At 69.1% G+C, this 12,870-nt stretch carries 12 protein-coding genes; 8 read left to right on the top strand and 4 right to left on the bottom strand.

The features are described from left to right. Positions 1-8 precede the first annotated feature (8 nt). Positions 9-1,388, top strand: a complete 1,380-nt coding sequence (locus E0H92_RS12310) for a GH1 family beta-glucosidase (RefSeq protein ID WP_131496285.1) — start codon at positions 9-11, stop codon at positions 1,386-1,388. Here E0H92_RS12310 and E0H92_RS12305 read toward each other — a convergent pair. Then, positions 1,385-2,047: a hypothetical protein gene (locus E0H92_RS12305; RefSeq protein WP_131496284.1), complete on the bottom strand. Its 663-nt coding sequence runs from the start codon at positions 2,045-2,047 to the stop codon at positions 1,385-1,387. The two genes, E0H92_RS12310 and E0H92_RS12305, sit on opposite strands and share 4 nt — an antisense overlap. Then, on the bottom strand, positions 2,044-2,553 hold the full coding sequence (locus E0H92_RS12300) for a SigE family RNA polymerase sigma factor (RefSeq protein ID WP_131496283.1): 510 nt from the start codon (positions 2,551-2,553) through the stop codon (positions 2,044-2,046). Before E0H92_RS12300 ends, E0H92_RS12305 begins: the two co-directional genes overlap by 4 nt. Positions 2,554-2,728: 175 nt before the next feature. Between E0H92_RS12300 and E0H92_RS12295 the strand changes: the two genes are divergently transcribed. Together E0H92_RS12295 and E0H92_RS12290 are read left to right on the top strand one after the other, a co-directional pair. Then, on the top strand, positions 2,729-3,865 hold the full coding sequence (locus E0H92_RS12295) for an NAD(P)/FAD-dependent oxidoreductase (RefSeq protein ID WP_165549758.1): 1,137 nt from the start codon (positions 2,729-2,731) through the stop codon (positions 3,863-3,865). A 13-nt stretch (positions 3,866-3,878) separates the two neighbouring features. Further along, the gene (locus tag E0H92_RS12290; RefSeq protein WP_131467678.1) at positions 3,879-4,448 is read left to right on the top strand and encodes an OsmC family protein; all 570 of its coding nucleotides are present in this window, start codon (positions 3,879-3,881) and stop codon (positions 4,446-4,448) included. Positions 4,449-4,450: 2 nt separating this feature from the next. On the opposite strand, the gene E0H92_RS12285 is transcribed toward E0H92_RS12290, so the two are convergent. Further along, a complete protein-coding gene (locus tag E0H92_RS12285) occupies positions 4,451-5,983 on the bottom strand; it encodes an alpha/beta hydrolase (RefSeq protein ID WP_131496281.1) in 1,533 nt (510 codons plus the stop codon). A 22-nt stretch (positions 5,984-6,005) separates the two neighbouring features. Beyond that, the gene (locus E0H92_RS12280) at positions 6,006-6,800 is read right to left on the bottom strand and encodes a DeoR/GlpR family DNA-binding transcription regulator (protein ID WP_131496280.1); all 795 of its coding nucleotides are present in this window, start codon (positions 6,798-6,800) and stop codon (positions 6,006-6,008) included. A gap of 69 nt (positions 6,801-6,869) precedes the next feature. Between E0H92_RS12280 and E0H92_RS12275 the strand changes: the two genes are divergently transcribed. Genes E0H92_RS12275 through E0H92_RS12255 form a run of 5 tightly spaced genes read left to right on the top strand, consistent with a single transcriptional unit; the run spans position 6,870 to position 12,870 of the window. After that, entirely contained in the window at positions 6,870-7,514 is a 645-nt protein-coding gene (locus tag E0H92_RS12275; protein ID WP_131496279.1) for a bifunctional 4-hydroxy-2-oxoglutarate aldolase/2-dehydro-3-deoxy-phosphogluconate aldolase, read from the top strand. Positions 7,515-7,535: 21 nt separating this feature from the next. Continuing rightward, entirely contained in the window at positions 7,536-8,825 is a 1,290-nt protein-coding gene (locus E0H92_RS12270) for an MFS transporter (RefSeq protein WP_131496278.1), read from the top strand. Then, complete coding sequence (locus tag E0H92_RS12265) at positions 8,815-9,390, top strand: P-loop nucleotide/nucleoside kinase family protein (RefSeq protein ID WP_131496277.1); 576 nt, start codon at positions 8,815-8,817, stop codon at positions 9,388-9,390. The genes E0H92_RS12270 and E0H92_RS12265 overlap by 11 nt, the downstream gene beginning before the upstream one ends. 46 nt (positions 9,391-9,436) lie before the next feature. Continuing rightward, a complete protein-coding gene (locus E0H92_RS12260) occupies positions 9,437-11,296 on the top strand; it encodes a glycoside hydrolase family 5 protein (RefSeq protein ID WP_202873580.1) in 1,860 nt (619 codons plus the stop codon). Next, positions 11,293-12,870 (top strand): beta-N-acetylhexosaminidase, encoded by a 1,578-nt coding sequence (locus E0H92_RS12255; RefSeq protein WP_165549757.1) that lies wholly within the window; start codon positions 11,293-11,295, stop codon positions 12,868-12,870. Before E0H92_RS12260 ends, E0H92_RS12255 begins: the two co-directional genes overlap by 4 nt.

Raw genomic sequence — 12,870 nt, 5'->3', positions numbered from 1 at the left:
AGGCGAATATGAGCACTCTCATCGCGCGGCTCCCGGCCAACTTCCGCTGGGGAGTCGCCACCTCGGCGTACCAGATCGAGGGCGCGATCAACGCGGACGGCCGGACCCCATCGATCTGGGACACGTTCTGCCGCGTACCGGGCGCGATCGACAACGGCGACACCGGCGACATCGCCTGCGACCACTACCACCGGATGCCGCAGGACGTCGGCCTGATCAAGGACCTCGGTCTGGACACGTACCGGTTCTCGGTGGCGTGGCCGCGGGTCCAGCCACGCGGCAAGGGCCAGGTGAACCCGGCCGGGATCGGCTTCTACGACCGGCTGGTCGACGAGCTGCTTGCCCAGGGCATCGATCCGTGGGTGACGCTGTACCACTGGGACCTGCCGCAGGAGCTCGAGGACGCGGGCGGCTGGCCGGTGCGCGACACGGCGTACCGGTTCGCGGAGTACTCGATGCTGGTGTTCGACGCGTTGCAGGACCGGGTCGACACCTGGACGACGCTGAACGAGCCGTGGTGCTCGGCGATGCTCGGCTACGCGTACGGCGCGCACGCCCCGGGCCGGCGCGAGTACCCGGCCGCGATCGCCGCCGTCCATCATCTGCTGCTCGGGCACGGGCTCGCGACGTCCCAGATGCGGGCGGCGGCACCGCGCAAGCTCGACATCGGCATCACGCTGAACGTCGCGACGTCGTACCCCGCGTCGGACGCGGAGCCGGACGTCGACGCGGCGCGGCGCGCGGACGGGATGGGCCGGCGGATCTACCTCGACCCGCTCGTCCACGGGCACTACCCCGCCGACGTGGTCGCGGACCTCGCCCGCGAAGGCGTCGAGCTGCCGATCGAGGACGGCGACCTGGAGATCATCTCCGCCCCAATCGATGTGCTGGGCGTGAACTACTACTTCAGCCAGAAGTTCACCGGGTACGCCGAGGACGGCAGCACCGTCGACGCTCAGGGCCTTCCCGTCAGTCGCGACGTACCGCTGGGCAGGCCGCGCACCGCGATGGACTGGGAGATCGTCCCCGAAGGCTTCACCGATCTGTTGCTGAGCATCGCCCGCGACTACCCCGGCCTCCCGATGGTCATCACCGAGAACGGCTCCGCCTTCGACGACGTCCCCGACTCCGATGGCTTCGTGAACGACACCGACCGCACCGCCTACTTCACCTCCCACGTCACCGCGGTAGCCGACGCCATCGCCCAGGGCGCCGACATCCGCGGCTACCTGGCCTGGTCCCTGATGGACAACTTCGAATGGGCCTACGGCTACGTCAAACGCTTCGGCATCATCCGCGTCGACTACGACACCCAGAAACGCACCCCGAAGGCCAGCGCCCGGTACCTCAAGGAACTGGCTGCCAGCCATCGGGCCGGGCAGTCCTAGCGGTAGAAGAGCGGGTCGGCGACCAGACCGAGTACGACCGCGCGGGTCGGGTCGCTCTTCGCGGACGGCTTCGTCGGGTAGGTCACGCGGATCACGATCTCGCCGCCGACCGGCCATTCGTAGCGGGCGGTTCGAACGTACGTCGTTCCGTCCGGTCCCTCGGCGTACTGACCCCGGCCGCGGTCCGGTAGCGCGGCCGGGGAGCAGGTGGGCATCGAGAGGAGTTCGGCGCAGGAACCACGGCGCGCGGTGCCGAACGTGGTGAGCTCCACCTTGACGGCACCCAGGGCGCCCGCGACGTATTCCGGTTCGTTCCTTCCGGGAGTGCGCACGCTCTGCAGCAGGAGGTTCAGGTAGCGCGCCACCTGGAGTTCACCGGCCGGGCGATGGGCCTGAAACGTCTGCGCCCGGAGCAGCATCTCTGTGCGCTGACTCTCCGGCGGGGTCGCTGTCAGGGTTTCGGCGGGGCTGAGCACCGCACTGCCGACGGCTCCGACCGCAAGCACGGCGACGGTCGCGGAGGTCCCGGCCAGCAACCGGCGGACACGGAGCCGCCGTCGGCCGGCGGTCAGGTCTTCGGCCGGTGAACGCGGCAACAGGTCGTCCTGTGCCGCCGCGGCGTCGGTCAGTCGGTCGGACAGGATCTTCTCGTCGATCATCGGTGTGGTCCTCCTACGGCCCGGAACTGGGCGGTCAGCAACTCGTTGAGCTTGGACAGGGCACGCGTGCTCTGGCTCTTTACCGTGCCGGCGGAGCAGTCGAGGTCGGCGGCCGTCTCCTCGATCGTCAGTCCGAGGAAGTACCGCAGGACGACGACCCGGCGCTGCCCCGCCGGCAGTTCGGCGAGCGCCTCCATCAGGGCCCGCCGATCCTCCGCGGCCAGACCGGAGCCGGCGGGCGGATCCAGACCGTCCAGCCCCGGGGACTCCCGGCGCCACGGCCGCCGGCTCTCGTCGATCCCGGAGTTCACCAGGATCCGCCGCACGTACGCGTCGACGTTCCCGGACCGCTGCACCCGGTTCCAGGCGACGTACAACTTCATCAGCGCGGTCTGGACGAGATCCTCGGCCCGGTGCACGTCGCCGCAGACCAGGTACGCGATCCGCCGCAGGTGCGTGCGCCGCAGCTCGACGTACTCGCTGAACTCGTCGTCCCGTTTCGCCATCCGGCTCCCTTGCTCGCTCCGTCACCGCTACATACGGAGCCGATGACGAAAGTGTTGTCATCGTCGCCGAAATGTGGAGAACTCGTGGAGATCGCGGTCTCCACGAGCCCTCCAAGTTTCGGGGCGCCGGGCGGCGGAGAGTCGACCCCATCACTGAGGGATGGGGGCGGGGACGATGTACGACGTGGTGGTGGTCGGAGCCCGGTGTGCCGGGGCTGCGACCGCGATGTTGCTGGCCGGGACCGGCCGCGACGTGGTGATGGTCGACAAGGCACGGTTGCCGAGCGACACGGTGTCGACCCACGGGCTGCTGCGCGGCGGTGTGGTGCAGCTGTCGCGCTGGGGCCTGCTCGATCGCGTGTTCGCGACCGGTGCGCCGGCGATCACGCAGGTGCTCTTCGACATCGAGGGGGACTCGAAGGTACGGCGGATCAAACAGCGGGCCGGCGTGGACAGCCTGGTCGCACCACGCCGGTACGTGCTCGACGAACTCCTCGCGGACGCCGCCGTGGAGTCGGGCGCGGAACTCCGGACAGGGGTGACCGTCACCGGACTGCTGCGCTCGGACGACGGCGGGGTCGCCGGCGTCACCGGCCATGATGCGAACGGCGGCCACGTCGAACTGCCCGCCCGCCTCGTGATCGGTGCGGACGGCCGCCGGTCACGGATGGCCGGCCTCTTCGGCGCGGAGAAGCTCGAGCAGTTCACTTCGCCGTGCGCCGTCTTCTACACGTACGTCTCCGGTCTCGCACCGGATACCTACGCGTTCCACATCGGGAAGGACAGGTTCGCCGGCGTCTTCCCGACCAATGACGCTGCCTGCGTCTGGCTGATCCGGCCCACCCCGCTGCTCGAACCGATCCGGACGGCGGGCTCCGACCGGTCGAAGGCCTTCGTCGAACAACTCGACCTACTCGTTCCCGAACTCGGCGAACGAGTGCGCGCGGGCCGCATCACCGAACGACTCCGCGGTACGGCGAACCTGCCGAACTACCGCCGGCGATCCCACGGTCCGGGGTGGGCCCTGGTCGGTGACGCCGGCTACCACCGGGACCCGATCACCGGGCACGGCATCACCGACGCTTTCCGGGACGCCGAACTACTGGCGACCGCCGTCGACCAGGACGACCTGCCGTCGTACGAGGAGACCCGGGACGTGATGGCTCGCGAGGTCTTCGACCTGACCCGCGCCCTGACCGCCTTCCCGGCACCGGAGCGCTTCGTCGAGCTGCAACTGCAGCTCAGTGACGCGCTCGAACGCGAGGCCGACGCGCTCGCCTCGTTTCCAGAACTCACCGCACTTGCCGCTTGAAGGGACCAGCACCATGACCGCAACCACGACCGATAACGGCCGCAACGGTGTCGACGTCGCCACGTTGTTCGCGACGCTCGATGCCGTCAAGGCGCAGCCGGAGATCGCCCGCTTCCAGTTCCGCGCCACCAACCGGTGGATCAGCGGCACCCACAACCGCGGCACGATCAACGGGTACTACGGAGCCGGCCAGGAGAACACGCGTCCTGCCGACTTCACCTTCGACGCCGACCACCCGCCGGTACTGGTCGGCGGCGACAACGGGCCGACCCCGGCCGAGCACCTGCTGCACGCCCTCGCCGCGTGCCTGACGGCAGGTCTGGCCAACATCGCGTCGGCGCGCGGCATCGACCTCGAGGAGGTCACGTCGACGGTCGAAGGCGACATCAACCTGCTCGGTATCCTCGGGCTCGACCCCGAGGTCCGCAACGGGTACGAGGCGATCCGCGTCGTGTTCCACGTCAAGGGCGACGCCGAGGCGGAGAAGCTCCGCGCCCTCGTCGAACAGTCCCGCAGCCGCTCCGCGGTGTACGACGTGATCACCCACGGCGTCCCGGTATCGATCGACGTGGCGACGGCCTGACCTCAGCGCGGCGCGCGGAACACGTTTTCGGCGACCGGCTCCGTCGCGATCCCCGAGCCGGCCAGCAGATCGCGCACCCCCGAGGTCAGCCACACCGACCCCGGGGGTGCGTCGTCGGCCAGCCCGATCGCGACCTGGACGCCGTACGCGTCGAGCTCGAGTTCGTCCTTGGGTACTTCGGCGATCGCGATACCGAGCCGATCGCCGTCCCGCAGCTGGGCGAGCCCCGCGCGCACCGCGGTGGCCGGTCCGTCGAACAGCACCACCGTCCGGCCGGCCGGACCGACGCGGCGACGGCCACCCGCCGCGGCCAAGCCGGTCACCACGTCGTCCGACCTGTGGCCGGCCGGTACGACGACCGCGGCCAGCGCCAGCGGACGCGCCACCGGATCGGGAAGGTCGCGCAGGAACTCCTCGATCGGGTCGAGGATCTGATCCGGGTTCCCGGAGACGAAGTGGTCGTTGCCCTCCAGTTGCTCGAACCGCGCGCCGGGGACGCGATCGGCGATGTACCGCGAACCGCCGATGTCGACGAGCGCGTCACCGGTCCGGTGCAGCACGAGCGTCGGAACCCGGACGGCGGGCAACGCGTCGCGGACGTCCACCAGGGAGTTCATGTCCATCAGCGCCCGGACGGTCGACGGTGTCGCGGACGCGCGCATCCGCTGCGCCCACCAGCGCTGCATCGGCTCGTCCGCCGACGGGCAGCGCAGCAGCATGTCGGCTTCCCAGTCCCATTTGTTCACGAGGAGTTCGGTGTACGCCTCCCGCTCCTCCTGGGGCTGCGCCCACGGATAGTCCTCGGACCACACCCGCTTGGCATAGGTGCCGTACAGGACCAGCCCGGCCACCCGATCCGGGTGCGCGGCGGCGCACAGGACCGACATCGGGCCGCCCTCGGAGTACCCGACCAGCACCGCCCGGCGCGAACCGACCGCGTCCATCACCGCGAGGACGTCGTGCATCCGCGTCTCGACGTCGGGGATGCCGGACGGCCGGTCCGACATCCCGGTACCGCGCTTGTCGAACCGGATCAGCCGCCCGAAGGACCCGAGCCGGTGCAGGAAGTGCGCGTGCCGGGGATCCGCCCAGTCGAGCTCGAGGTGCGAGATGAAACCCGAAACCAGCACGATGTCGAGGTCGCCGCCGCCGGTCACCTGGTACGCGATGTGGAGCCCGTCGCTGACCGTGTACCTGATCGGCTCGCTCGGCCGCAGCCCGGGCTGCGTCTCGACCGGTGCGACGAACCGGTACCCGCGGCCGTGCAGCGTGCGGATCATCCGCTGGCTGTGACCGTCGTCCCCGAGCGCCCGCCGGATCTGCTTGATCCGGCTGGTGACGGCCGTCTCGCTGACGAAGCGGCCGCCCCAGACGCTGTCCATCAGTTCCTCTTTCGGAACCACCCGGTCACGGTGCGAGACGAGATACGCCAGTACGTCGAACGCCTGCGGCTCCAGCGGCACAGGCGACCCACCCCGCCGTACCTCGAACAACGCCGGGTCGAACTCGAGATCCCCACCAAACCCAAGCACCACTCTCCGAACTATGCCGGGTCAGCTACCCGAAGTCAGCCAGTCGCAGCTCGACTCCGAGGTCTTCGACGCGCTTGCGGGTGTCGTCGGACAGCTCGGCGTCGGTGATGATCATGTCGAGCTCCTCCAGATCCGCCACCTGGAACTTCGAGGTGGTGCCGTACTTCGTGCTGTCCGCCAGGAGAACCGTGCTGGTCGCGGACGCCAGCGCGGCGCGTTTCAGATCCACCTTGTCGAGGGTCGGCGCGCTCACCCCGCGGGAGATGCTCCACGCTCCCGTGCTGAGGAAGAACAGATCCAGGTTGATCGCGGACAGCGTCGCCGCGGCGAGCCGGCCGCTGCTCGACGCGCTCTCCTTGTCGACGGCCCCGCCGGTGTGGATCACCGCGACGTCCGGTACGTCGAACAGCGCGGTCACCGCGTAGAAGTCGTTGGTGACGACGGTGAGATCGCGCCGCCCGACGAGGTGCGGGACCACCGACTCACACGTCGTACCGGCGTCGAGATAGATCACCATGCCGTCGGTGACCAACTCGGCGGCCGCGGCGGCGATCGCGCGCTTCCGCGGCAGCTCGAGAACCGCGCGCTGCCGGCGTTCCTGGGGCGGCACCTGCCCGGCCGTCCCGGCGAGCCGGACGCCGCCCTGCACGGACACGACCTGGCCGGACGCCTCCAGCGCCGCGATGTCCCGCCGGACCGTCATGTGCGAGACCCCGAGGTAGTCGGTCAGCGCCCGCGTGCTCAGTACGCCGTCACGGCGCAGCAACTGGAGCACCCGCTGGTGCCGCTGCTCCGGAATCAAAGGTCCCGTGCTCTCCATGATCAGAACTTAACAGATCTTCACATCATCTGTTGACGGATGTGAATCACTGAAATAATCTGTGAAACCATGTTCACAAAGTTGCAACGACTTCAGGCCATCGCCGACACAGGCGTGGTCCTGATCGTCCGGCTCGACGACGCCGAGGAGGCCTACCAGGTCGCCACGGCGGCGATCGCGGGCGGCATCCGGGCGCTGGAGATCACCTACTCCGTCCCGAACGCCCTGCGGGTCATCGAGCGACTCGCCACCGAGCACCCCGACGTCGTCGTCGGCGCGGGCACCGTGCTGGACGCGCAGGCGGCGTACGCCGCGATCCAGGCCGGCGCGCAACTGCTGGTCAGCCCGAACCTCAGCCCCGAGATGCTCGCGGTCGCCAACCGCTACCAGGCGGTCTCGATCAGCGGGGCGTTCACCCCGACCGAGATCGTCAACTCGGCCGAGGCCGGCGCGGACCTGGTCAAGCTGTTCCCGGCCGAGGTCCTCGGACCGCAGTACGTGAAGTCGGTGCTGGCCCCGCTCGGCCACATCCCGGTCGCGCCGACCGGCGGGGTCACCCCGGAGAACGTCGGCGAATGGTTCGCCGCCGGTGTCTCCGCGGTCGGCGTCGGCAGCTTCGTGACCAAGGCCGAGCACACACCGGGCGACTACGAACCAGTGGCGATCGCCGCCAAGACCTTTCTGGCCGCCGTCGATCAGGCGCGCGCTTCATAAACTCTCCCTAGGAGAACCGCCATGCAGGACACAACTCTTCAGACCACGGACACCGCACAGGACGCGCCCGCACGACCGACCCGCGTGCGGTGGTTCTTCATCGGCCTGCTGGTCATCGGCGGCGTCGTCAACTACCTCGACCGCGGCACGCTCGGCGTCGCGAACACGACGATCGCCGCGGATCTCGGCCTGAACACGATCGAGATGGGCGTGCTGCTCTCGGCGTTCGCCTGGCCGTACGCGATCGCCAACCTGCCGGCCGGATACCTGGTGGACCGGTTCGGCGCGAAGGCGATGTACGCGTGGGCCGCCGGCCTGTGGTCGGTGATCACGATCATCACCGGCTTCGCGCGCAGCTTCTCCTTCCTGTACGCCGCGCGCGTGGCCCTCGGGATCGCGGAGTCGCCGTTCTTCACCTCCGGCCTCAAGGTCTCCCAGCGCTGGTTCCACAAGGACGAGCGGTCGCTGCCGCTGTCGCTGATCAACACCGGCTCGCAGATCGCCAACGCGATCGCACCGCCGCTGCTGACGTTCCTGATGCTGACGATGAGCTGGCAGGGCATGTTCATGGTGGTCGGCGCCTTCGGCCTGATCGTGGTGGCGGTCTGGGTGAAGCTGTACCGCAACCCGACGGCCGCCGAGGAGGCCGCGATCAAGGGCCTCGGCGAGGAGGCCGCCGCCGAACGGCAGGCCGCGAAGGGCTCCTGGGGCTCGCTGCTCAAGCAACGCAACACCTGGTTCATGGTGATCGGCGCCTTCGGCATCTTCTACACCGTCTGGGTCTACCTGACCTGGCTGCCCGGCTACCTGCACACCAGCCGCGGGTTCAGCCTGACCAAGACCGGCTGGATCGGGGCGCTCCCGTTCCTGTGCGGCATCGTCGGCGTCCTGACCGGCGGGCTGATCTCCGCGTGGGCGATCAAGCGCGGCGTCCGGACCCTCACGGCGCGGAAGATCCCGATCGTCGGCGGCGCGGTACTCGCCGCGGCCGCGGTCCTGCCGGTGGCATTCGTGCAGAGCGACGTACTGAGCATCACGCTGCTGTGCGTCGGGTACTTCGCGGCGCAGATCCCGATCGGCGTGATCTGGACCCTGGCGTCGGACCTGGCCAAGCCCGCGCAGGTCGCGTCACTGGGCGCCATCCAGAACTTCGGCGGCTTCCTCGGCGCGGCGCTCGCTCCGACCGTCACCGGCTTCATTCTCGATGCCACCGGCAACAACTACAGCCTGGTGTTCATCGTCGGCGGCGCACTGCTGCTGGTGGGCGCGACGTCGTACGGTGTGTTCGTGAAGGAACGTCGTGACTCCTAGGGTGTTCTTCGTGATCGGGCCGGCCGGCTCCGGGAAATCCACCGTGAGCCGGCAGCTGGCCCGGCGGTACGCCGCGACGTATCTGGACAAGGACACCGTCGCGACGTCGTTCACCGAGCTGCTGCTCGAGCAGAACGGTTCGGACAAGAACGACCGGGACCACAACGCGTTCTACCAGGCGGCGATCCTGCCGCTGGAGTACGCGACACTGCTCCGGCTCTGCGCCGACAACCTCGACGTCGGGCGTTCCGTCGTACTGGATGCTCCGTTCGGCCGGTACTTCAGCGACCGCGACTACCTGGTCGACGCCACGGCCGGGTGGCCGGCGGCGGAGCTGATCGTCGTCCACGTCACCGCGGAGAGCCACGCGATCCACGACCGCGTGGCCGATCGCGGCCTCCCTCGCGACACCTGGAAGCTTGCGCACTGGGACCAGTTCTGGGCCACCGCTACCACCAGGCCGTGCGAATGGTCCGGGGCCACCCACATCCTGCTGGACAACTCCGGCCGGACGCTGAACCTGGACGGGTTCGACGAGGTGTTGCGGCTCTCGCTGACATCGTGACCCGCCTGGGATGGCGCAGACCGTCGCCGGCCGCCACGATCGGAGTATGCGCAGAATCGCCCCGTCTGCGATCATCGTCATCCTGCTGGCGTTGATCAGCCCTGTTGTTCCCGCGACCGCCTCGACTCCTGATCGGCTGGTTGCCGATTGGGTCGCGCCCCTGAGCACCAGCGGCCGCTACATCGTCGATGCGAACGGCAACCGGTTCCGGTTGAAGTCCGGGAACTGGCACGGTGCCAGCGGGACGTGGAACGGGTCCGGCGACCAGAGCGACAACGCCAACCACCACGCCGGCGAGAACAGCAACCGGATGCCTCTCGGGCTGGATCGGGCACCGATCGCGGACATCATCGCGGGTTTCGCCGAGCTCGGGCTGAACAGCGTCCGCCTGCCGTTCTCCAACGAGATGATCCACGACAACACGCCTGTCTCGGCCGTCGCGGCCAACCCCTCACTGGCCGGCAAGACACCGCTCCAGGTGTACGACGTCGTCGTACAGCAACTCACCGCCGCCGGGTTCGCCGTCATCCTGAACAACCACACCACCACGACCCGCTGGTGCTGCGGTCTGGACGGCAACGAACGCTGGAACGCGAGCCAGTCGACCGAGACCTGGGAGAACGACTGGCTGTTCATGGTCAACCGCTACAAGACCAACCCGCGCGTCGTCGGCGCCGACCTCTACAACGAGGTACGGCGGGATCTCCTGGACGACCCGAACTGGGGCCTCGGCGACCAGCACGACTGGTTCGCCGCCTCACAGCACCTCGGCGACCGGATCCTCACCGAGGCGAACCCGAACCTGTTGATCGTTGTCGAGGGCATCAACTGGACCGGCATCCCCGCCGACGGTCTCCCGCACGACCGCCCGACGCTCACCCCGGCGCGCACCCTGTCGCACACGCTGGTCGCGTCGAACAAGCTCGTCTACTCGGCGCATTTCTACGACTACACCGGCCCGCGGCACAGCGGCGCGACCGGGACCGGCGAGACCCACGATCCGCGGTACCGCGATCTGTCGCCCGAGGAACTGATCAGCGAACTCACCCGGCAGGCGTTCTTCGTCACCGGCGAGGAAGGGCATTTCACCGCCCCGCTGTGGATCAGCGAGTTCGGCATCGGCGGCCGCGAGGAGACCGGCGTCCTGCAGCGCGCCTGGTTCGAGCACTTCGTCGACCAGTTGATCCGCACCGACGCCGACTTCGCGTACTGGCCGCTGGTCGGCTGGCACGAGAACCGCACCGGCAACGGCTGGGCCCTGCTGGCCTGGGACTCCGCCGGTCAACGCATCGGCCTGTACGACGGCGACGACTGGCGCGCGTCCGCCTGGACCCGCTTGCTGAACGCACCGAGCAAGACCGGGCCGGTCGAGCCGTCGACGGTGTGGAAGATGCTCAGCCCGGACCACGGAGACTTCGTCCAGTCGTTGCGGATGCGTGTGGCGGGCGACTGGGACACCGGCGCCCGCAAGGCCGCGTGCCCCGACGGACTCCGCCTGGCCGGCCTCAGCCACACCGGCAACCGCGGCCTCTGCCGCTCAGGCGGACCTGTCTGGTCGGGCGCCTATGAAGTGGTTCACGACGAGAGCCATGTGTCTCCTGACTGGGCCTCGGGCTACACGAAGTACCAGTGCGCACCGAACTTCTACCTGATCGGCTACAGCGTGCGCGGCGCCCGCGTGTCGTCCGCCCTGTGCGCCGGGACGTCGCAGTCGTTGGGATCAGTTGGCCGGACGGTTTGGTTCGACCGCGGCGACAACCGTGGCGGTGGCGGCGGCGACTTCGCGAGCGGGCACTACAAGGGCCAATGCGCCGACGACGAGTACGCCGCCGGGATCGCTTTCACGACGCGCGTCGGTTCCAGCGGTACCCCGGATGCCCTGTATTGCCGCAGACTCGTCCCATGATCCCTGCACCCGCTCTCCTCACCTCAGCCGACGGAACCTTCACCCTCACCACCTCCTCGGGCGTCACCGCACCTCCCGAGCTCGCCGACCCGGTAGCCCGCTTCGTCGAGGACGTGGAACTCGACGGCGGCCTCGCGCTGACCGGTTCCGCCGGGATCACCGTGGAGCTCGCGCCGGTGGACGACGTACCACCCGCTGCAGGCCTCCGCGCGGATGGCGACGAAGGTGCGGATGAGCGGTATGGGTTGGAGGTTGCGGCCACCGGGGTACGGGTTTGGGGTCCGACGCCGGAGGGGGTTCACCGAGGGCTGACCTCTCTGCGTCAGCTCATCTCGGCGCATCTGCAGGACGGTGCGGCTGTGCTACCTGCTGCTCGGATCGTCGACGGGCCGCGGTTCGCGTGGCGTGGGCTGTCGCTCGACGTCGTACGGACGTTCCATACGCCGGACGAGGTACGACGCGTGATCGACATGCTCGCGTTGTACAAGCTCAACGTGCTGCACCTGCACCTGACCGACGACCAGGGATGGCGGGTCGAGGTGCCGTCGCGACCGGCGTTGACCGATGTCGCCGCGAAGGGGGCGCTCGGCGATCGTCCAGGCGGGTACTACACCCGGGACGAGCTGGCCGAGCTGGTTGCGTATGCGGCTGAGCGGTACGTGACCGTCGTACCCGAGATCGACATGCCCGGGCACACGTCGGCGGTGTTCACGGCGTACCCCGAGCTGGCCCCGGCCGAGCTTCGGACGATCGAGCTCGGCAACGGTACGTCGATCCCGCTGAACGCGCTCGAGCCGGGTCGCCCCGAGACGTGGACGTTCGTCGAGGACGTGCTGGACGCGGTCATCCCGCAGTTCCCGCAGAGCGCGTACGTGCACATCGGCGGCGACGAGACCTGGGGGATGTCGGACGAGGATCACGTGACGTTCGTCGAGAAGGCGGCCGGGCTCGTCCGGGATCGCGGGAAGAAGGTGGTCGGCTGGCAGGAGATCGCCCGCGCCACGCTCGGCTCCGAGGATGTCGTGCAGTTCTGGCTGGACCTCGACATCGACAAGATGGGCGAGAACCCGGACGCGCCGACGCCGCCCGAGGAACTGCTGCCGGTGCTGGCCGACGCGCTGCGCAAGGCGAAGTACGACGCCCCGAAGGCCCTCGAGCAGGGCGCGAAGCTGATCGTCTCGCCGGTGACCTGGCTGTACTTCGACCGCCCGCACGCCGACACGTCCACCGACGCCGAGCAGGACAAGGCCCGGGAGCGTCTCGGCCTGGAGTTCTACGGTGCCGCGTCGATCGAGCACGGCGTTTCGTGGGACCCGGTGGACAGCCTGCCCGGCATCGAGAGCGCCGACCAGATCGCCGGCGTCGAGGCCGCGATCTGGTGCGAGACCATCACCGGCCCCGAGGACCTCGAACTCCTGCTCCTCCCCCGCCTCCCCGGCGCCGCCGAGAAAGCATGGTCCCACAAAACCGACACCAACTGGCCCGAGTACGCGACCCGCCTAGCCCAGCAGTCCCCAGCCTGGCGCAACCGCACCTGGACCTGGCTCCAGTCCGTCGAGGTCGACTGGATCTGA

It is taken from the genome of Kribbella speibonae, assembly GCF_004331375.1.
Lineage (GTDB): Bacteria > Actinomycetota > Actinomycetes > Propionibacteriales > Kribbellaceae > Kribbella > Kribbella sindirgiensis.
Note: the sequence above shows the minus strand (reverse complement) of the source record. Positions and strands in the feature narration are given on the sequence as shown.